Raw genomic sequence first — 21,510 nt, forward strand, 5'->3', positions numbered from 1 at the left:
AAGAAAGTTAAATCCTGTGCTTGACTCTTGTGGTTAAAAACAGGACATTTTAAATGGTTTATCGCATAGACATTTTAATTGGTGAATAACAACTATTAATATACTCATACAGGTCATTCACCATATATTTATAGCTGCTCAAGCAACTTAAACGTTAAAGCACTTCAAATTCAATCCGACGATTTCTCTTACGACCCTCAGCTGTTGCATTATCCGCTACAGGTTTACTTGAACCTGAACCTTCAGTACTCAGTAAATGCGCTGGAAGATTTTTTGCGATTAAATAAGCTTTTACTGCTTCTGCACGTTGCTGACTCAACATGAGATTTTTATTAGTATCGCCTGAACTATCCGTATGTCCAATAATCCGTATCTTTTTTCCGCTAACTTTATTTAAGGCACTGACCATTTCATCCAGTATCTGTATACCTGAAGTTGCTAATATTGCACTGCCAGATTCAAATTCAATAATCCGGTTCTTTAATGCAGCATCAATAATCTTCTGTTCTGCCTGATTGACTGAAAGCTGTGCATTTAAACGGTAATTTTCGGGTGTTAAACCCTTAAATCTTTCTGTAGTATCATGAATTTCATAAGAATTTGATACTTTACCCGTTAGCTGAATATCAGAACCTTTAATTGTTAACATTCCGTGTTTAACCTTTTTAAGGTCTTCATTAATCACATCAGTGACTATATTTGACCAATCCGTTGGTGCTACTACTTGACGAATCTGAATGCGATCTATCACATTTTCCTGACCATAAATTGAATACAATTTCGCCAAAATAGCTTGCTTACTACTGTTATTCGGTACATTACCTTCAGCAATTACAGGTTGTGCATGCACATTAAAACCAATTAGAAAACAGAATAAAATAATGATTTTATTTAACTTTAAGTATTTATTTTTTATTTTCATTTTATGCTTCTATAAATGTTTATTTAATTAATTTAATGCTTTGAGTCAGGCTTATCTGACTCTCAGTTAAAGACTATTCTAGTACCGCCAACCTTGAATTATTTTCTACACTAAAATTGGTTTTTAATTCATATCAATTCACCCACGTGATCCATTTACAATATGATTGATGAGTATCATGGCGCTAAAGTTCCTGTGTTTGCAGCAGTCGTCTTAGTTATCTGAGCTGTTTTTCCTGACATCGTCGTATTCTGTGCTGCGACCACTCTTACTGCTTTATTCGAAACAACCTGATCCACCAACTGTAAATTGCTATAACTTGGATTACTTCCGATAGAACTTGCATTATTTCCACTCACCAAACGAAAATTGGTCTTCACAAATAGTTCAGGATTCTCTTTACTGCGCCAGACCATCTCAAAAATATTGCCTTTTTGTGTACGCTGAGCACTATCAATCAAACGATTGATTCCATATTCCCCAGGCTCATCAAAAATGGTATGGGTCTTCCCTTCCAAATCAATCACCGTGATCCGTGCGCCTGGAATTGCGCCGAAATTTGGCCAGATAAAATTCACCCATTGTTGAATTCCGTTTTCAAATAGCATTCTTTGTCCATCAATATCAATGGTATAAGCCAATAAATGAGCCTGTTCCAGTGGGTAAAACTGGAAATTAGATTGATTGGGTCTCACTGCCTGACGACTGGTATTATTTAACTCACCAGTTGCCATACCATTCACAGGCGCGACATAATTTTGAAAGTTTGCAACAAACACAGGATTTAGATTAAGCCCTAAATCTTGCCAGGTTTTCGAGCTTAAGCTATAGCCACGACGGATCACTAAGGGATCAAGATGCTCTTTGACAAAACGGGAAATACTGCCATTTTCACCAAAAATCTGATTAATTTCTTGAGAGGTTGCCTGTAAGCTACCTTGATTGCTAAACGGATATTTTTGCGATAAATTTGCATTAAATGGTTGATAGGCCTGTATTAGCCAGAGTTCGTTCATTTCAGCTTGTGCCGGGAGCATCAGACTTTCAAAGGAACGTGTGAGAGGAACACTAAACAACTTTTTAATCAGCTGTTGATCCAGCTCATGGGTTCCTACCGACATTTTCTCATCCACAAACTTTTGAGTGATATTAAAGATAGAATTCTGCTCATCAACGGTCTGCTTAAGGAGCATCATGCTCGCCGGACCAATATCTCCAGAACTTTTTAGATCATTAAAGCGACTCCGTATCTTGGCCAGAGATTGCATATACTCATCCAGCAGCGACCGGTTCTGCAAATCATCTCGTGTACGTACAATCTGGTAGAAGATCTGAAAGTCTTTGGCAATCATCCCCTGAGAGAAAGTCGATGCAGAATTCTGTGCCAACTTGCCATCATGACGTTGCAATATCTTGCGTTTAAACCAGGCAATAAAACCTTTTTGTGGAACCGCCAACTCAGCTTGTACCATTGGATTATCCCAGCTGGTTTCTTGCGCTACCCGTTGTATGACTTTACGAATCGGTGAGTTTTCTGGTTCGCCAAGAATATCTATCTGATATGTTTGCTGATTAAAGTCACCGGCCTTGGCATAATAAATGGCACCCAAGAATTTACGCCATTCGCTGATATATTCTTTTTTATACATTTCAGTCAGCTGGCGTCGAATTTGTTCAGGACTGCCACTAAAACTCAAATCATCAGACTGTGATGTATTAAGTACCCAATCTTTACTTTCAGTTGGGCTTTGCGCCGCGGTTTCTATGGCAGGTTGTACATATTCGTTCCAGGCTTGATAGCTATAAAAACCGGGTAAGGCATAACTTCCCAACATGGTTGTCTGAGCATTCTCCCCGACCATCTGTTTGATCGTTAATGCAGGAAAACGTACCAAAGCCCGCATTTTAATTTTGTTATATACACGATCTCGTGCAGACACTCCGGTCATCATCGCGGTTAAAACCTGGCGAGTCTGTTCAACCAGAACAGTATCGGAATCCAGCTGGGGAAATGAACTCGAATCTGTCAGTGTCATGGCATAGCTAAGTAACTGCTCGGCCTTTTGCAGCATTTCAGCACGTGGCAGCTGACCACGATGCTGATCCAGCCAAGTCCGCCAAAAACGTGTCAACTGATCGCTGAGATGACTGGAATCTATAGATTTACGGTTACTCAACATCAGATATGTTTTAAGTGCATTATAAGCATCTTGCGGATTTTGGTCAGATGGTTCTAATGCGAGTTGCTGAACTTGTGCAGTCGGATTAATTTGCACATGAATATGATTTTCTTTAAGAACTGCTGCATTGCTTTTTACCCGTTGTAGATATTCTGCAATATTTTGCTGGCTGGGCTGCAATACTAATTGCTCAATTCCTTTAAGATATTCAGCTTGCAGTTTCTCCCTGATCTGTTGTCCTTGATATAGACCAAAACTGTATTTTAATGGACGCTTCTGATCAAATTGATCTAACTGTTGTAGATGAGCTTGCAAAATTAATAATGCATCGATTTGTGTGACCAGCTCCGTTCCTGACTGTTTCTGCATCTGTACGACCTTATTCAGGTCCGCCTGAACTTCTTCCATTAATTGCTGATTATTTCGATAAGACCACACCCACAGACTCAACACCATCGATACAGTAAGTAAAGCACCAGTAAAAGCCATAAAGCGTCGGCGTTTTCGTGCCGGATTAATATGCTGCTTCACCAGATTTTTATCTTTAAGAATCACTTCAGAAAATAAACCTTTCAGAAAATAACCATGATTCTGTGATACAGACTCTTTAGACAGGCCAAGATCATGATTATCGCTGCGGATCAGATGAAAGTCCTCAGCAATCTGTTCTGTCATTGGACTTTCAATGGAGCCTTCCTGTAAGGCGCTGGTAAAATAAAATCCACGAAAAACCGGTTTAAACTGATAAGGATTGTCTTGAAATAAAGTGGAAATAAAGGTTCTTAATACCGGTTTGAGACTCTTAAATTCCAGTGGAAAGGTCATTACACTGGGTGAAATATGCTGTGAATGCCGACGGGTTAAATGGGTCATACTTACATTTTTCAGACCCTCATATAAAATGCCATAATGCTTTTCAAATAGCTGAACAGCATTTGCACTCGAGTCTGGTTGATAAGCCAAAGTTGCGCCCCAAACCTGATCCAATTCTTGTCCATGATAACAATCAAAAAAATCCGTGAAGCCGGCAATCAGGTCCATCTTGGAGAATACCAGATAGACTGGCGCAAAAACTTCTAGACGTTCAGTCAGGTCTTGGATACGGGCACGCAGGTTCTTGGCCAGTTGTAGAGATTTCTGCGGACTCTGGTTGACCAGCTCAGCGATACTTACGATCACAATAAGACCATTCACTGGCACTTTAGAACGATTTTTCTTGAGAATATTTAAAAAGCCTAACCATTCAGAATGGTCCTCCGGATAGACTGAATAGCGTCCGGCTGTATCCAGTAAAATACCCTGAGTTGAAAAAAACCAGTCACAGTTTTGTGTTCCGCTGAGTCCAGCAGAGACCATTTTCTGGTGAGTTGCTTCAAAAGGAAACCGCAAACCAGAATGATAAATCGCCGAGCTTTTCCCACCCGCCGGATTACCGATGACCATATACCAAGGAAGTTCATACAGTGCCGCGTGACCCTTACGATCGCCTAATTTTGACTTACGAATCAGCTGAATAGATTGTTTGACTTGCTGACTGATCAGCTGAAGTTCTTCTTTATTATTGTATTTGCTTTCAGCTGTGGAACTTTGAGATAAGACGGTTGCGATTTCTTTGCCCTTTTTAGCATGCCGATAACGCCGGATAAGTGTATAAATCCCCCAGCCTATTAATATGGCAACATAGACCGTCAGCAATATCCAGGAAATACGATCAGAAACCGTATTTTTTATGGAAAGAATGACCACTAAAAAGGATAAGGCCATCATTGTTTTAGGGTTACTAAGGTACTGCCAGACATGCCCCAAGACTGTATAAAATAATGTATTCACTTTTATCCCTTTTTTCTTTAATTTTTATAAATAGTTAGGCTACTAATGAGATTTCATTCAGTTGATCACTTTCTTTATTTTTAAAACATAAATAGCTTGATTCTTGTTGTGTGCTGTAGCTTATTGTAACGACATTGCAGTATAAATGTGATGACAACATTGCTGCGAAAACTGCTGCCAAATATTGGGTATGCCCCAAATAGCTTTGAGGATAAATGGTAGGTTCTGGCTCAAAATCAATATTCGTAAATTTTTCTTGTATTTTTTTCATTATTTTAGGTTGGGTAGTGTCGTCTAATAACACTAAAAAAGGATATGCCTGTTCCATCTGAGAGGATAGATTAACCTGATGCTGACCCAAATATGCATACAGGTCAGTGACGTGCTTGCTGAGAGTCAATATTCGTGAAGGCATCATACCTTCAACTTCCAAGTCATGTGGGGATAAACACCAGCTAGCTGTATATTCCGCAGCAATATAGTCTTCATTTTTCCAAAATTGCTGATCTAGATAATCCTGATCAATTTCAGAATCCGCCATAATGATCAGGCTGATCTCATATGATTGACCTGAAATTTCCTGTACTAAATCTAGTAAGGCTGAATAAGCACGATCAGCAGACAGGAAATGAAACTCGATATGAATTTGGGCAGGCAGCAATGCATATTGTTGTTGAATTTGACTTATAAGCTGCTCTTGATAGAGATCACTCCAATCCCCAGTCATATGATCCACCAATAAAATATGCAGATTCAGCCTATTTAATCGACTTGCTGCTGTTGGATTAGAGGCAATATTTTCTTCATCTTCACAGTAGTTTTCCTGTATCCATCCCGGATGCATTCGATATTGATAAGCCAGTTCGTGATCATAAAATAGTGCTGAACGTTTTAACTGTTCCGAAATTAAGCTCAGACTTTCTTCATGCTGTTGGAGTTGTTGTTGAATCAACTGTTGAATTCGTTGTTCCCGTAATGTCGGAAGCATTTCTTCATTAGTTCTGTTTTCTTCAAGTAAGCGGTCCACAGAATGAATGCGATATGTCAATATAGGTAGACCAAAACGATTTAGCAGTTCTGAGTCCAGCTCAGGACTCTTGAACTGCTTCATGTGCTGCAAGATCTCTGCATTTTCGCCAAAACTGTGCCAAGCGGCAGCTGAAAAAATATTGAGCGTGTAATCCTCAATCGCTTGATCCAATTCTTCTTTATTTTCTAATTCTTGCTGTTGTGCTTGAAGAGATTTATGAGCCCTATCCTTTTGTTCTTGCTGTCTTTGTTTATAGGATTTTACAGCTTTATAAATAAAATAAGGTGTTAATAACAACAAGCAAATTAACAAAGGTAAAATGCCAAAATATAATAGGAAATCAATATTTGATGGATCGTATTGAGTATCTCGCCAGTAATAAATGACAAGAACATTGTTTAAAACGGATAAAACTATAAAAGTCTGAATAATACGCTTAATCATGACATTTTTCCTATCAGGCTATAGCAGGTTTCCGCATTGTGGATTGCCGGATTCAGCATTAATAAAGCTCCTCTGGCTAGCCCCATCGAATGTACTTCTCCAAGTTGGGCTGGGCATAATTCATCTTTGTCTAGAATCAACCGAAGATCCACTAACATGGTCGGGCTACACCAGGTTTGAAGTAACTGTTTCAATTTGGCGCTATGTATTCCTTCAGATAAAAAATTTATATAGTCTTCACGTTTTAATGGACCAATGACGATTTCAATTTTTTCATCAATTTGCTGAATGGTCTCTCCACAGAAGCTGTTGATTCCCAGTAAAACTGGTTGCAAAGCTCCCAAACCGCTTTTTTGCTGATCATCCAGTTGAAAGCTTTCCGGAATAAACTCATTAATCTTAAATTGATATTTAAAAATACAAGACAATATGCTGCTTAACGCATAATGGGTATTATTTTGCCCCTGCATCAAGCCTGAAAACTCAGCAAAATAGTCATCTATAGGTTGCTGTTCATGTTGTTGACCGCTATAGCCACTCAAAGCATGAAGCATGTTTAGATAATGATTTTCATGCTCAATTTCATAACGCAGTGGTAAATGATAATTCAGACAGGCATCGACATATTGTGCAGATAATTTATGATTAAACAGTCCGAGAAAGTGTAAGCTTTCTTCTCGGTGTGCCCCGGTACTCTGTTTAATTTTATGTGTATAGATATAAGGCAATACGCCCTGTACGCCAGTCAACCCCACGATTAAATTGGTCATCTGAACTTTATGATCTTGACATTGCAATGATTCAATTTCAGAAGTTGGAAAATTAAGATTGAGTGAACTAATAAATTCAAATGATTTACTCCATCCTTGATGTCTGTTCCGTGCAGGTGCATGTCTTAATAATCGCGTGGCTTGAATAAATTCAAAGCTGGTCGGCTGCTGAAAGAGCCGATCAACTACAGAAGCCTTTTGCCACCAACATTCTGTATGCATTGGTATAACTCCTGTTTTGACTTTGAATCTATGACGTGCATATCCACATAACTATTCATTTGAACTTTCAAATTAAAAATATGATTTAAAAGTTGCACAAAGATATACAGACTGGCTCCTCTAAAGACTTCTGGATCGATCTGGATTTCAACTTTGACACCCCGTACAAAAAGTGGAAATGGTTTATGCTCACGCAACTTCTGGCTCAGAGAAAACTGGATCGATTGAATTGAATTAATAATTAGCCGGTTGTCTTTGGATTGCGGCAAGTTATACAGTTCAAGTAATTCCTTAATGTGACTGACTGCATTTGCTTTCATTAAAGAAAGATTATTCAATGATAAATGCGAGATAATTCGCCACTGTTCTTGCTGCTTTTGATCAAAACAATAAGGTAAATTGGGTCTTTTTAATAATATGGCTTTACGTGCCAAACTATTGTCATTGAGAGATAAGTTATTCTGATCTTTGTTATAACTTTCATAAGGTAAATCCCGATTGCTGCATAACAACTGCATACTGATAAAGTCTGATGAAATTTTTTGTGGTTCTAAAGATTTGGAAATAATCGAATATTTCAGTTCTGTATGCTTGGTATTACTTTGCTCGGGCAACAGGTGATAATAAAATTGAGCATCAGCCTGATGATAATGACTCATGGCAAAGAAAGGTAATACGGGATAAGTTTTTTGACTGTTCTCGCGTTTCTCTCTCAATAACTTCATTTCGGTGATCGCATATACCTGAAAATATTCAGGATGATGTACATCACTTATTAATGAATATTCCAGGCGCAGATGATCAATTTTTTGTGGCTCAGCCTGTTTAGGGAATAAATTTATAACTGGTGTCGCAAATAATTTGAAATTAGCGCTATTTAATTCTGAATAATTTCTGATCATAGCTTGATCATTCAGATTTATTTTAAAATGAATGTGTAGCTCAAATTCTGCGGTTTCTATATTTAATTCTCTTAAAAAACTCAGATTGAGGTTAAGAAAATTAAATTTTTCTGGAAAGCAAAAATACTCGATTAATAAACGATAGGCATGATGAGTATGTTGATCAACTGGGAGCGCACTTTCCGCTTCAGTAAATCCCATTAGTTCAAATGGATTTTGAATATCAATCTCTTGATTCTGTACTATTACAGAAAAACCAGTCTCTGGATTAAAAATACAATCTAGTACTTGCAATGGAAAGCTGGAAATTGCATCCAGATAAATAGGTAATTTTTGTTGTTCCAACAGTCGCTGCTGCTGGTTAAAAATTTCAATACCAAAGCTCAAGGTTGCATTTCGATTTAAATGAACATGAGTCGAAGCATGCGTTTTAAAATTAACAGATTTTAAGGCGATTGGTAATAAATTAACCTGGTTTGTCGTACGATACTCACACTGTACCCCACGGATACTTTTTGATTTTAATACAGTTTGCTTGGGAATCTGCTGGCTACTTTTAAGCTGTCGGATTTTAATGGCATCGTCAAAACTGACCACTGAACATGCTGGAAAAGGTTTAAGGTACTGTGGAAACATCACCTCAAAAATAGCACGTGTAAATACTTCATAACTATCGTGCAGTTTCTTATCGATCCGGGCAGAAATCAGGGAAAATGCCTGAATCAGTCTTTCGATATGCGGATCATCAATCTGCTCTTGATTCAACGAAAGGCGTTGGGCAATTTTTGGGTATTTATTGGCAAACTCTCGTGATTGTTGCCCAAATTCCTGTAATTGCTTTTCGTAATAAGGTAATAATTCTTCGATCACAGCACACCTGCTGATGTTTTAGACAAAATTACGTATTGTTGCGTAGTAGGCTTGAGGAATGCGTCAAAAATTACCGGTTCATATAGGGGATAAATATTTAAGAATGCATGAATACTGAGACACAGACTTCCCCTGTTATGCTCATCCATCAGCATCTCGACTTTAACCTCCTTTAAACGAGGTTCGTGCGCGTGAATAGACTGTTCAATCGAGCGGCAGATTTTATCCCGTTCCATTGGATTCGCTGTTGAGAGCCCCACAAAATCAATGATGCCAAATTGAAGAATTGAACGTTTGACCTGATCATAACCATTAACCATCGCATCCAGATTAACCATACGGCTATTTAATAAATCTTCCAGATCGGCAGCCACTGACTCTCTCAAAGCCTGTAAAGAAAGGCCTTGAGAACATTGAATATCCTGAGACAATAGACGGTCAAATAATGTTGTTCTAAATCCGTAAGGATAAAGCTGATCCAAATTCATATTGTTATAGTCTAATTTTATTTATTTTTATAAATATCAGAGAGGCTGATCAAGACCAACCTCTAAAAGATCAAATTACGCTGCATAAGAAGCAGTATTATTTGATAATGACCATTTCTTGGTCACGGCACCCTTTTGTGTACCATTAATATCTTGCTGATTATACGTCCACTCAACTGCTGCATATTTCAAACCAAAAGCTTCTGTTGGAACGCCTTCTTGATTTACGGTTGGAGTGACCTGAGAAACCAGCACATGTTTTAATTTAATTTGCAGGTATTTAACGCGTTTATCACCATTAGCACGATAAAAATCGATTTGTACTTCATCGAAGGTATAACCTGCTGAACATGCTTCCCAAAGTTTTGGGCTGGTTGCATCCAGATCTTTCATAAAAATCATGTCGGAATGTTCAACCCGTTCTGCAGTATGGCCGCCTACACTAGAAGATGTTGCAGATTTTGGCTGACGAATGTTGTGCGACCAAGAATTTGCTTCTAGCCAGCTTTTATGTTCTGAATCACGAGATTCACCATCAACTTTATATTTGCCACGAAACTGGATGTAAATGTCTTTCATTTTAATAATTTTCCTGTTGTTATAAATATTCTTATAATTTTAGCAGCGGTCTTAATGACTCGACTGCGGTAACTCAGTGACCAGTCGTAAAGATACAGACAACTCGTCTAACTGAAAATGCGGTCTCAAAAAGACCACAGATTTGTAATGTCCAGGTTCAGCCGGATTTTCTACAACTTTTATCGAAGCTTCACGCAGTGGATACTGTGCTTTGGCTTCCTGTGAAGCGCCATCATCCAAAAGTACATATTGAGACAGCCAGTCGTTTAGAAATGCTTCGACATTTCCTGCAGATGTAAAACTTCCCACCTTATCTCGCATCATTGCTTTTAAATAATGAGCGATTCGCGAGACTGCCATAATGTACTGTATCTGACTGGATAATGCGGAATTGGCATTGGCAATATCGTTATCATATTTCTTTGGTTTTTGGGTAGATTGGGCACCGAAGAACGCGGCATAATCGGTATTTTTACAATGTACTAATGGAATAAAGCCAAGATCACTGAGTTCTTTTTCACGACGGTCCGTAATCGCAATTTCAGTCGGGCACTTAAATATGATTTCTCCATCATTGGTTTTAAAGGTATGCACTGGCAGACCTTCGACCAAACCGCCACCCTCAACCCCACGAATCGCAGCACACCAGCCATGCATATCAAAGGCATTGGTTAAACGCGTCCCCAAAGCATAAGCAGCATTCATCCACAGGTATTCATTATGATTTTCACCTGAAACTTCTTCTACATAGTTAAAGCCTGCTGTCGTATTGCCATCTTTAGGATGATAAGGTAAACGGCCTAATACTCGTGGAATAGTCAATGCCAGATAACGAGCATCATCACTTTCCCGGAATGAACGCCATTGCACATATTCAGCTGTTTCAAAAATTTTAGAAACATCGCGTGGGCGATCAATATCAGTAAAAGTTTCCAATCCGAACATGGAAGGACTTGCAGCTGAGAGAAACGGTGCATGTGCCGCTGATGCTACATGTGAAATCTGCTCGAGCAAATACAGGTCTGAAGGTGTGCGATCAAACTCAAAGTCGCCAATGAGGGTCGCATAAGGCGCACCGCCAAATGAACCATATTCTTCTTCATAGATTTTTTTAAATAGAGTACTTTGATCAAAGTCGCTGGCACTTTGAAAATCTTTAATCAATTCTTTTTTGGTCGTATTCAACATACGAATTTTAATTAAAGAGTGTGATGGCGTTTCCTGACAAAAGTAATACAGCCCTCGCCAGGTGGACTCAACTTTTTGAAACTGCTCGTGATGCATGATCTTGCTCAGATGGGTAGAAATAAGCGCATCAATTTCTGCAATGCGTTTATCTAAAGCCAAGGTCATATTGTCTGAAACTATAACGGTACCGGCCATGACTTCCTTGGCCAACTCACCAATCAAACTTTTGGCCCGATCATGTTCTTCTTCATTACGCGCAATTCGACTACGTTCAACAATAGAGTCCAGAATTGAGTATTCTTCAATAGCAACATTCGTGGTAGTTGCAGCATTAGAGTGATTCATTGTCTGCCTCCATACTCATTTTACGGATTTGGTCGGTATTTTTTAAAATATCATCCAGTAAATCTTCTAGACGTTCATTATTGGATATTTTATTGCGTAAATCAGTTAAACGTTCTCGTGCTTCTACCAGTTTTCGCAAAGGTTCGACTTGTTGGACTACCTGTTCTGGCCGAAAATCATCCATCGCATTAAAAACCAAATCTACTGATATTGTGCCACTCTCTTCAGTCAAACTATTTTCCACCTGAAAACTGGCACGAGGCGCCAGAGACTGCATCACCTCATCAATATTTCCCAAGTCTACATTGATAAATTTTTTATCTTTGAGCTTGGTTTTTTCAAGTTCCGATGCTGCTGAAAAATCTCCCAAAACCCCTACCACAAAGGGTAATTCTTTAATTTCACGGCCATCACCGACCTCAACATCGTAGGTCAATTGCACACGTGGTGGTCGAATACGCTGTAATTTTTTTTGTACACTTTCACGCTTAGCCATCATGATTTTCCTTATTAATTATTATTTAATGATCCAAATGGATTAGTACTAGGAGTGTGGGTTCGTGTACTGATACTTTCTGTTTTTTTACTACTGATAGCAGCCGTATTATTTTTTAGATTGCTTTTCGATGCTTTATTTTTATTTTGACTTAGGTTTTGTTTTACTGGGATATTTGGTTTATTTTTAGTCTGTTTTACTTTTGAGTTCCGCGCTGTCATTAAGGCAGATGCAGAAAATTTTGCTACAGGCTGTGCCAGATAAATATGTTCACTTAGCGACTTGGCTTGTGGATAGGTAGAGTCATTTAAGGCACGGACTTCTGTACTACGCATCTGTTCCAGACTTTGGGAAGATATCCCGACTCCTGCCAGGAATTCTAGATCAGTTAAATCTTGATGAGTATAATTTTGCTGATGTAATTGCTCGATTAAATTGAGTGCTTTCAGGTGATCACCTACTTCAACATAGCGTTTGGCAATTTGGGTAGACAACTGCTGCTGAAACAGAATATTTTTTCTTGCTGTCTTGTCACACAACTGCTGGTATAAATCAATGACAGTTGAATCAGTATCATTTTTTGCTTGTGGATAGCTCTTGATACATGATTTTTTTAATTCTGCTGCATGGATTTGAGCAAAACATAGCTGCGCCATCCCTGAGATGAGCAATACAATAAAACCTAGATTATTTTTCAAAATAAGCCTCAATTTTTAGTTATTGTTTTATATTTTTATAATCAAAATGATTTTTCTGTTTTTATAATTTAAAAAGCTAGTTGCGGATTTAACAAAAAATGATCACAGAAAGTCAATACATAAATGCGTTTTTGTTAAATATTTTATGTAATTTTAAAAATAGTAAGATTCCGACCAATGAATGCAGACATTTGGAGAAACTTGAGTAGAATATGCCAAAAATCTTGAGCCAAAATATCCTCATCGCTCATAGAAAAAACTAAATAAATAAAAATAAATTTAATAATAAGAAATATATAGCTATAAATTTCAAAAATATCAGGCTGTATATTCTCAAAGAGAAAAATATGAGTAATTTAAAAATTTTGATTACAAAATTATCTGAACATGCACGCCTATGCCTTGAGAAGGCAGCGAATTTCTGCATCACACAGCAAAATTATGAAATCGAAATTGAGCATTTTTTCTTAGAGTTGCTACAGCAACCAGACTTGAATGATCTCAAACTATTGCTCAAAAAATATGAAATTTCCGAAGATGATCTCACCCATGATCTGAATCAGAGTATTCAGCAAATGACTAAAGGAAATTCTCGTACACCTATCTTTGCCAAATCCATTATTCGTGTATTAGAACATGCCTGGCTTTTGGCTTCAGCAGAGCAAAATCCGATGATCCGCAGCGGACATCTACTGGTTGCCCTGCTCACTGCGCCTGATCTATATCAAATGACAATTCGTGCTTCTACTTTATTTGAGCAGCTTCCAATTGATCATTTGAAGCACCGATTTTTAGAGTTCTGTGAGCAAAGTATTGAAAATATGAGCTATTCTCAGCTTACTAAGGTAAAAGAAGATTCACCTAACGCACAGCTAAAATTAAATAAAACATCGGCACTTGATCAATACACTATTAATCTAACTGAAAAAGCACGCCAAGGCCAAATCGACCCGGTGATCGGTCGTGAGTTTGAAATCCGTTTGATGCTGGATATCCTGATGCGCCGTCGTCAGAACAATCCAATACTCACCGGCGACCCGGGAGTCGGTAAGACAGCTGTGGTAGAAGGATTAGCCCTGAAAATTGTGAATAATCAAGTACCTGATGTACTCAAAAATGTAGAACTTCATGTATTGGATCTGGGCTTATTACAAGCAGGTGCGAGTGTAAAAGGCGAGTTTGAGAATCGCCTGAAGCAAATTATTCGAGAAGTTCAGTCCTGCAGTTATCCTGTTATCTTGTTTATTGATGAAGCCCATACGCTGATTGGTGCAGGTGGTCAGGCTGGTCAGAATGATGCTGCCAATCTGTTAAAACCAGCTTTGGCACGAGGAGAACTGCGTACCATCGCCGCGACTACATGGGCGGAGTACAAACAATATTTTGAAAAAGATGCTGCGCTCAGCCGTCGTTTTCAGGTGATAAAGGTAGAAGAACCTAATGAAGAAGTCGCAATTAATATGTTGCGCGCCATGATTCCGCTCATGACTCAGCATTTTCAGTTGCAGATTGATGATGAAGCAATTACTGCTGCGGTGCGTAATTCACATCGTTATATCAGTGGACGGAAATTACCGGATAAGGCCATTAGTGTATTGGATACAGCCGCGGCACGGGTTGCCTTGAGCCAGAATGCGCAACCTGCAAAGTTAGAACAGTTACAGGCACAACTGCATAATTTTCGGCTAGAACATGAGATTTTAAATCAGGAGCATCAAAATTTTCCGTGTCATCAGACACGTTTAATTGAATTATCAAAAAATATTTCAAATTTGGAACAAGAGATTTCTCAGGTAGAACGGCAATGGCAGCAAGAACTTCAATTGGTTCAGGAAATAAAATTATTACAGATTCAATCCAAAAAAATTGAAAATAAAAATAAAATTAAAGTATTACAGCGATGTTTGTCTCAGATTCAGGCTGATAACCCACTCGTGTTTGAACGTGTAACAGTCCCTATGATTAATCAGATCATTTCTGACTGGACCGGAATTCCAGTAGGTAAAATGATGAATGATGAAATCCGACAGGTATTAAAATTACAAGATAAATTATCGCAACGTGTAATGGGTCAGGACTTTGCTTTGCATCAACTGGTCCAAGGTATTAAGACATCTAAAGCAAAACTGGATGATCCGAATAAACCGCAAGGTGTATTTTTATTGCTTGGCCCAAGTGGTGTGGGGAAAACTGAAACTGCCCTAGCCTTGGCTCAAGAATTGTATGGAGGAGAATCACATCTGATCACGATAAATATGTCGGAATATCAGGAAGCTCATACCGTATCTTCCTTAAAAGGTGCTCCTCCAGGTTATGTCGGTTATGGTCAAGGAGGCATTTTGACTGAAGCGGTACGCCGTAATCCTTATAGCGTGGTTTTATTAGATGAAATCGAAAAAGCTCATCCTGATGTGCAGGAATTATTTTATCAGGTCTTTGATAAAGGAATGCTGGAAGATGGTGAAGGCCGTCTAATTGATTTTAAAAATACGACAATCCTGTTGGCCTCCAATGTTGGCTCCAGTGCCATTATGCAGGCTTGTGTAAATCAACCCGTCGAAAACTGGCCGGATGCAAAAAGCTTAATTGAACTGTTCAAACCAAGTTTGTATCAGCAATTTAAACCGGCATTTTTAGGGCGTATGCAAATTGTGCCTTATTATCCTTTACATGATGAGCTATTGATCCAGATCATTCAGCATAAACTGGGGAAAATTACCCAACGTATTCAGCAGCAATATGCCACGCAGGTTACTTATAGTGAGGACTTGCTCGAACTTCTACTCAGCCGATGTACAGAAGTAGATAGCGGTGCGCGCAATATTGATCATATTTTAAATGCTTCAGTATTACCTGCTTTGGCTACAGAAATACTGACGGCCATGAGTGAGGAAAAGCTCCCTAAACTGATTCATATTGAGATCAAGAATGATGAAATTTTTTATAGCGTAGATCTTAAAGTTAAAATAGCACCAAAAGTACGGTCTAAAAACAGTAAAGTAGATGCTGCCTAGTAGAAGTAAATTAAAGCTAATAATAAATAAAATATAATAGTTGGAATAAATATGAGTCTGGAATTTGAATATTTATTGAAAAGTATTTCAGCCGATCAGCCGTGTGGTGTGGATTGTTCATTTTCAAACGATTTTCATGTGATTAAAAAGGCCAGAACTCATGATGATCCTTTATTGGATCAAGGTGACTGGGTCTCGGAACCGAAACAGGCCGATTGGCAACTTGTGCATGCTAAAACAATCGAATTATTAAGCGAAAAAACCAAAGATATCCGTTTATATAGCTGGCTTATAGAGGCTTGGAGTCATCTCCATGGTTTTAAAGGAATTGCCCGAGGATTGCATCTGACCCAGCAAAGTTTAGAGCGTTATTGGTTAGCGTTACATCCTCAAATCGAAGAGGATGATCTTGATCAGCGTTTGGGATTATTACAAGGTCTGATTACGCAATTGCCAACGTTGATGAAACAGGTGTCTTTGGTCAGCTCTGCGCCTTTTTATAGTTTGGGTGATTATGAGCTATTACTGCATCAGCGCAATATACAGCTAAAACAACAGCAGCAAGATGACTGCTCTGAAAATAATGCTGTTCAGAACTTGGAGTATTTTGAACAATCGTTGCTGCAGACCTCCAAAATCGTGTTAAGCGAGAATGAAGGTTATCTTCAGGAAATCCAAACCCAATGGCTGTATCTTAAAAATACACTGGATCATTTGCTGGGCCCGGATGCACCGAGTTACGCAAGCACAGATTCTCAACTGGAATCAATCTTTTCTAGTATCAAACGCATTTATAAAACTGATATTTCTCTAATATCTCAGAATCAAATAAATCCACCGCAATCTGGCACTCTAAAAATACCTGAAATAATAGTGATGAATACCTCGCTTAAAGATATACAAGAATTTCGACCTCAAGCCCAAAACCATCTGGCCAATCGTCAACAGGCGATGCAGTTATTACAAGAAATTGCACAGTATTTTCAATCGAATGAACCGCATAGTCCAGTGAGCTACATGCTGCAAAAGACAATTAAATGGAGTCAGATGCCCTTACATGAATGGCTTGCTCAAGTCATTAAGAATGAGAATCCGGTCGAAAATGTACATGAATTACTGGGTGTATATGCCAACGATGAATCTAAGAATGAGTGGTAAATATTAAAATGTTTAAAGCAGAAAAAGTACTGTGGGGCGAAGGTCTATTTTTAAGACCGCAACATTTTCAATTACAGGATGCCTATCATGAACAACGCTTGAGTCATATGATTCGGGCGACATTTCCTTTTGCTCACGGGATCCAGTACATTCAGTTTGATGAAGCACAATTCAATATGCATATATTGGCATTGAGCAAAATTGAAATGATCTGGCAAGATGGTGAAATTTATCAGGCACCTGCACAGGATTTATTACCAGAACCCGTACAATTAGATACCTTAAACCTGCGCGGTGAAATGAAAATTTATTTGGCTTTACCAATGCTACAGCCGAACAAGCAAAATGTAAGTCATACCGAAAACACTCAGGCGAGTCGTTATCACTCACATTTAATCTCGACGCATGATTTATTCACCGATGCCACTACTGCAGAGATCACCCTGTTACGCCGTCGGGCAGAATTTAAACTTTTTGAAATTGGCCAAGAACCTCAGCAGCCTCTGGATGGTTATTTATATCTTCCGGTTGCTCAAATCCAACGACAAAGTTCGGGGAATTTTATTTTTGATCAGAAGTTCATTCCTCCAATTTTACATATTCAGGCCTGTGAATATCTACTGGACAATTTGAAGCGAACGCTAAATATTATTCGTGCCAAAATTAAAACCATTCAATCCAATAACCGTGAAAATGAACAGAAACTGATTGAATTCCGTTCTGGGGATATCGTCTCTTTCTGGCTGGTAAATGCCTTAAATACTGCCTATGCAACCTTAAATCATATTTTGCAGTATCCACAAATTCATCCGGAACGGCTATATGCGGAACTTTTAAGACTAAGCGGCTCCTTACTCACATTTTCAACAGCCTATGACATTGATCAACTACCGCAGTATCAGCATCATCATTTGTATGACAGTTTCAATCAGCTTGATATTATTCTCAGAGATTTACTCGATACAATTATTTCGAATCGATATATCAGCATCAGCTTAAAAGAAACGCGCCCGTCCTATTGGCTCGGTAGTCTGGAGACTGACAAGATCAGTCGCAATACCCGGCTATATCTTGCTGTATCGAGTAGCATTATGCCTGCACATGATCTGATTGCCTATGTTCCGATCCGTTTTAAAGTCGGCAGTAGCATAGATGTAGAACAACGTGTGGTTGCAGCTTTGCCTGCTGTACCCGTCCAGCACCTCATGCAGGTTCCTACTGCAATTCCAGTACGTTCCGGTGTGCATTATTTCGAGATCGAACCAAATAATGAACTGTATCAGCGCATGCTGGATTCAGAATCAATTTGTGTTTATATCCCGAACGGTTTTAAGGATATTACGGTTGAACTGATTGCTGTCATGAATGGATAAAATAAAAATGAATACAATCGCTAATTCTCCTTCTTCACTTTTTTCTTCACTTTTTGATGATGATCAAATCGGGGCCGGTTATACAGCCATGCAACCTGTAGAAAGCTACCCTACCTATACGAATAGTCTGGTAGATTTACTGCATGACGGCTTCTATATTGTTTTCCTGTTAAAAAATCATTATCTCCCTACAGATATTGAAGCCTTTCGTGAAAAAATTCTGGAGATGTTGAAAAGTTTTGAACATCAGACACGTCAGATGCAATTTTCAGCTGAAGATATTCAAGATGCAAAATATGCCTATTGCGCTTTAGTAGATGAAACAATTGTCACGCAACAGGATGAGCGATTTTTTGATCTTCAAAATGCTTGGATGATCAGTCCTTTACAGTTAATCCTGTTTGGCTCACAACTTGCAGGTTTTCACTTCTTTGAAAATCTGGAAGAAATACGCCATAAAGATAAGCAACGTCTGGCAGTATTAGAGGTATATCATTATTGCCTTTTATTGGGATTCCAGGGAAAGTATCGAATTGAATCTATTGAGCATTTAAATAGTCTGATTGCTCGTATCGGAGATCAGATTGATTATCTCAAGTGTAAAAAAGTTGCTTTTTCTCCTTTTTCAGCAATTCCAGATCAAATCCGACATATCATCCATCGTGAATTACCATTTTTCTGGATTCTGATATTTTTATTATTATTTGCTGTGATCAGCTTTGTGGTTTTTAAATATGCCTTGTCAACAGAACAAGCTGCTGTGTTTTCTCAATATCAAAATTTGATTAGCACTCCTGCTGAACAAGCTTATATTACGATTCATTTACCCTAACTCAATTTTCAAATAAATATGATGGACACTTATAAAAATCAAGACTTAAAAATGACGCCGTTGGAAAATTTATATCAATGAATAAAAAAATTTTTTGAATCATTATTAGATCAATCATTTAACTGATGATTTTGATTATAATAAGCAGCTTTACTGTATTAAGTCTGGCTATGTTAGTCTTGCTGTCCTACGAGTTTCGATTAAGAATACAGGATTTATTTCTTGGTTTGATTCCACAAAGCAAGCAACAATTTTCTCAAGCAAAACATTTTGTTCAGAAATTTTATCAGGCGGCATCGCCTGAGCATATTCAGTCTGAGTGGTATTTGCAGCAATGGTGGATTTTGATTGCAGGATTTAGCTTATTTGGCAGTATTTTAATATTCGCTTTTACGCAACCACTTACTGCAAGTAAGTTTGAAGCTGAATTTTTAAGGAAAGTTGATCCACAGATTTATGCATTATTAGATGGGCAAATATTAACAGCTCCAACTGAAGTTGATGAACAGCTTATTATCGAAGCCTTACAAGAAGAATCTTTAGCAAATCATTCTGTAATTTCAGCGCAAAGCCTTAATCTGAATATTGAAGACATTCATATAAATCCAAATATCAGCACAGCAGACCGTAAATGGCATAAGATGAATCCGCGATTTAAACAGCGCTTACTGATGGTTTTTAAAATTATGCGCGAACAGCATGGTTATGAGCTGGTTTTACTCGAAGGTTATCGAAGTCCGGAAAGGCAAAACTCTTTGGCGACCAACAGTAATATTACCAAGGCCAAAGGCTTTCAAAGTTATCATCAGTTTGGTCTGGCCGCGGATATTGCCTTTAAGCGGAATGGCAAGGTGGTGATTAGTGAACGTGATCCATGGGCCATGCGTGGTTATGAACTGTTTGGCCAGATTGCAGAATCGGTGGGTTTAACCTGGGGCGGTCGCTGGAAATCCATTAAAGATTTTGGACATACTGAATATCGTATGCCCGGTTTAAAGAAAACAGCTGAAATGGCGCATCAACTCATTCATGAAGGACAATTACAGACTCAAACATTTCAGCCTTGAGTGCGAAATCGTAAATTAATTTAGAAAAGTCTGCATATGTTTAATGACTTCATCTGGTTTTTCACCATGCAGCCAATGTCCTGTATTTTCAATGCATTCAATTTTCGCCTGAGAAAATTGTTCATTGATTGCCGCAAAATGTTCAGGTTTTGAGATATAAAAAGAATTACCGCCACGAAGAAATAAAGCTGGCAGATTAATTTTTTCGACCTTTTCCCAATCCATAATATCTGGATAATGATCAAATAAAGCCTGAACATTAAAGAGCCACTGCCCTTTATTAAAGGATTTTAATAAAAACTGAATTACCATTTCTTCATCAATGTATTCACGCATAATTTTTGCTGCCTCAAGTCGTGAAGCAACATTTGCTTGCTGCACCGCAAATAAAGCTTTAAAAATCTCAGTATGATGACTCTCATGATATTGGATTGGTGTAATATCCAGGACGACCAACCTTTCAGTTTGTACACGGGCTAAATCAGCCAATTTCATGGCAATTTTCCCACCCATGGAATGCCCTACTACTACGAACTTTTGAATATTTAAACTGGATAAAGTTTCTAGGACATCTTCAGCCATAAGCTGATAGTTTAAGTCTGAACTATGAGCAGAAAGACCATGATTGCATACATCAAGTTGGATCACGGTTCTTTGCTCAGAAAAATATCGAGCTAGTACGCCTAAATTACTTAAACTACCGAATAAACCATGAATGAAGACCATTGGAGATAGTACTGACGTTTCGTGGTGTTGAAGTTGATAATTTAGGATCATTTGAGAATTCCATGATTTCTTTGTTTAAGTGTTTATAGTGGGTTTATATTTGGAATTAATCAATTGCGAAATTTTTAAATATAAAATCCTGCTTAGGCTATTTTATGGGGATATATTTTGCTTAGGCTAAATAATTCATAAACGAATCATAAGTATTTAAAATTACGATTTTAGATCTGGATGGATATTTGGCTATCTATAAATATGAAAGAAGATGGTTGAGTTGTGGTGCAGACTAGACTTCCTTCATAAATCATTTTTCAATCAATTTAATTGTTTATCTTTCACCCAATCTAAATTGTATATGCCAGCAAGTAAATTAAAC

The 21,510-nt window shown here is 38.2% G+C and carries 16 protein-coding genes; 5 read left to right on the forward strand and 11 right to left on the reverse strand.

Going from position 1 to position 21,510, the window contains the following annotated elements:
• Positions 1–154 precede the first annotated feature (154 nt).
• From NI469_RS13245 to NI469_RS13290, 10 genes are all read right to left on the reverse strand, one after another.
• The gene (locus NI469_RS13245) at positions 155–916 is read right to left on the reverse strand and encodes an OmpA family protein (protein ID WP_410550537.1); all 762 of its coding nucleotides are present in this window, start codon (positions 914–916) and stop codon (positions 155–157) included.
• Between the two features lie 182 nt (positions 917–1,098).
• Positions 1,099–4,932 carry a type VI secretion system membrane subunit TssM gene (gene tssM, locus NI469_RS13250; protein WP_253175433.1) on the reverse strand — a complete coding sequence of 1,278 codons (3,834 nt, stop codon included), beginning with the start codon at positions 4,930–4,932 and terminating at the stop codon, positions 1,099–1,101.
• Between the two features lie 34 nt (positions 4,933–4,966).
• Positions 4,967–6,406 (reverse strand): hypothetical protein, encoded by a 1,440-nt coding sequence (locus NI469_RS13255; protein WP_253147108.1) that lies wholly within the window; start codon positions 6,404–6,406, stop codon positions 4,967–4,969.
• The gene (tssG, locus tag NI469_RS13260; RefSeq protein WP_005246461.1) at positions 6,403–7,398 is read right to left on the reverse strand and encodes a type VI secretion system baseplate subunit TssG; all 996 of its coding nucleotides are present in this window, start codon (positions 7,396–7,398) and stop codon (positions 6,403–6,405) included. Before tssG ends, NI469_RS13255 begins: the two co-directional genes overlap by 4 nt.
• The gene (gene tssF / locus NI469_RS13265; protein WP_253147109.1) at positions 7,362–9,170 is read right to left on the reverse strand and encodes a type VI secretion system baseplate subunit TssF; all 1,809 of its coding nucleotides are present in this window, start codon (positions 9,168–9,170) and stop codon (positions 7,362–7,364) included. The genes tssG and tssF overlap by 37 nt, the downstream gene beginning before the upstream one ends.
• Complete coding sequence (tssE, locus tag NI469_RS13270) at positions 9,167–9,658, reverse strand: type VI secretion system baseplate subunit TssE (RefSeq protein WP_114540707.1); 492 nt, start codon at positions 9,656–9,658, stop codon at positions 9,167–9,169. Before tssE ends, tssF begins: the two co-directional genes overlap by 4 nt.
• Positions 9,659–9,733: 75 nt before the next feature.
• Positions 9,734–10,237 carry an Hcp family type VI secretion system effector gene (locus NI469_RS13275; RefSeq protein WP_005107016.1) on the reverse strand — a complete coding sequence of 168 codons (504 nt, stop codon included), beginning with the start codon at positions 10,235–10,237 and terminating at the stop codon, positions 9,734–9,736.
• A gap of 51 nt (positions 10,238–10,288) precedes the next feature.
• Positions 10,289–11,770, reverse strand: a complete 1,482-nt coding sequence (tssC, locus tag NI469_RS13280; protein WP_253147111.1) for a type VI secretion system contractile sheath large subunit — start codon at positions 11,768–11,770, stop codon at positions 10,289–10,291.
• Complete coding sequence (tssB, locus tag NI469_RS13285; RefSeq protein ID WP_253147138.1) at positions 11,757–12,266, reverse strand: type VI secretion system contractile sheath small subunit; 510 nt, start codon at positions 12,264–12,266, stop codon at positions 11,757–11,759. Before tssB ends, tssC begins: the two co-directional genes overlap by 14 nt.
• 14 nt (positions 12,267–12,280) lie before the next feature.
• On the reverse strand, positions 12,281–12,964 hold the full coding sequence (locus tag NI469_RS13290) for a hypothetical protein (RefSeq protein ID WP_180038664.1): 684 nt from the start codon (positions 12,962–12,964) through the stop codon (positions 12,281–12,283).
• A gap of 347 nt (positions 12,965–13,311) precedes the next feature.
• Here NI469_RS13290 and tssH point away from each other — a divergent pair, with 347 nt between their 5' ends.
• From tssH to NI469_RS13315, 5 genes are all read left to right on the forward strand, one after another.
• Entirely contained in the window at positions 13,312–15,978 is a 2,667-nt protein-coding gene (gene tssH, locus NI469_RS13295) for a type VI secretion system ATPase TssH (protein WP_253175436.1), read from the forward strand.
• A gap of 51 nt (positions 15,979–16,029) precedes the next feature.
• Positions 16,030–17,136, forward strand: coding sequence for a type VI secretion system protein TssA (gene tssA, locus NI469_RS13300; protein WP_253147112.1), 1,107 nt, complete (start codon positions 16,030–16,032; stop codon positions 17,134–17,136).
• 8 nt (positions 17,137–17,144) lie between these two features.
• Positions 17,145–18,509 carry a type VI secretion system baseplate subunit TssK gene (tssK, locus tag NI469_RS13305; protein ID WP_253175438.1) on the forward strand — a complete coding sequence of 455 codons (1,365 nt, stop codon included), beginning with the start codon at positions 17,145–17,147 and terminating at the stop codon, positions 18,507–18,509.
• 7 nt (positions 18,510–18,516) lie between these two features.
• Complete coding sequence (icmH, locus tag NI469_RS13310; RefSeq protein ID WP_253175442.1) at positions 18,517–19,341, forward strand: type IVB secretion system protein IcmH/DotU; 825 nt, start codon at positions 18,517–18,519, stop codon at positions 19,339–19,341.
• Between the two features lie 125 nt (positions 19,342–19,466).
• On the forward strand, positions 19,467–20,408 hold the full coding sequence (locus NI469_RS13315) for a M15 family metallopeptidase (RefSeq protein ID WP_253175440.1): 942 nt from the start codon (positions 19,467–19,469) through the stop codon (positions 20,406–20,408).
• 15 nt (positions 20,409–20,423) lie between these two features.
• Here NI469_RS13315 and NI469_RS13320 read toward each other — a convergent pair whose 3' ends face one another.
• A complete protein-coding gene (locus NI469_RS13320; protein ID WP_005107025.1) occupies positions 20,424–21,185 on the reverse strand; it encodes an alpha/beta fold hydrolase in 762 nt (253 codons plus the stop codon).
• Positions 21,186–21,510: the final 325 nt, after the last annotated feature.

The organism is Acinetobacter lwoffii, from assembly GCF_024129735.1.
Lineage (GTDB): Bacteria > Pseudomonadota > Gammaproteobacteria > Pseudomonadales > Moraxellaceae > Acinetobacter > Acinetobacter lwoffii_H.

Excerpts from the sequence above, each read along its gene's own strand:
- NI469_RS13255 (WP_253147108.1), bottom strand. The coding sequence starts at position 6,406 with ATGATTAAGCGTATTATTCAGACTTTTATAGTTTTATCCGTTTTAAAC.
- tssG (WP_005246461.1), bottom strand. The coding sequence starts at position 7,398 with ATGCATACAGAATGTTGGTGGCAAAAGGCTTCTGTAGTTGATCGGCTC.
- tssE (WP_114540707.1), bottom strand. The coding sequence starts at position 9,658 with ATGAATTTGGATCAGCTTTATCCTTACGGATTTAGAACAACATTATTT.
- NI469_RS13275 (WP_005107016.1), bottom strand. The coding sequence starts at position 10,237 with ATGAAAGACATTTACATCCAGTTTCGTGGCAAATATAAAGTTGATGGT.
- tssC (WP_253147111.1), bottom strand. The coding sequence starts at position 11,770 with ATGAATCACTCTAATGCTGCAACTACCACGAATGTTGCTATTGAAGAA.
- tssB (WP_253147138.1), bottom strand. The coding sequence starts at position 12,266 with ATGGCTAAGCGTGAAAGTGTACAAAAAAAATTACAGCGTATTCGACCA.
- tssH (WP_253175436.1), top strand. The coding sequence starts at position 13,312 with ATGAGTAATTTAAAAATTTTGATTACAAAATTATCTGAACATGCACGC.
- tssA (WP_253147112.1), top strand. The coding sequence starts at position 16,030 with ATGAGTCTGGAATTTGAATATTTATTGAAAAGTATTTCAGCCGATCAG.
- tssK (WP_253175438.1), top strand. The coding sequence starts at position 17,145 with ATGTTTAAAGCAGAAAAAGTACTGTGGGGCGAAGGTCTATTTTTAAGA.
- icmH (WP_253175442.1), top strand. The coding sequence starts at position 18,517 with ATGAATACAATCGCTAATTCTCCTTCTTCACTTTTTTCTTCACTTTTT.
- NI469_RS13315 (WP_253175440.1), top strand. The coding sequence starts at position 19,467 with ATGATTTTGATTATAATAAGCAGCTTTACTGTATTAAGTCTGGCTATG.
- NI469_RS13320 (WP_005107025.1), bottom strand. The coding sequence starts at position 21,185 with ATGATCCTAAATTATCAACTTCAACACCACGAAACGTCAGTACTATCT.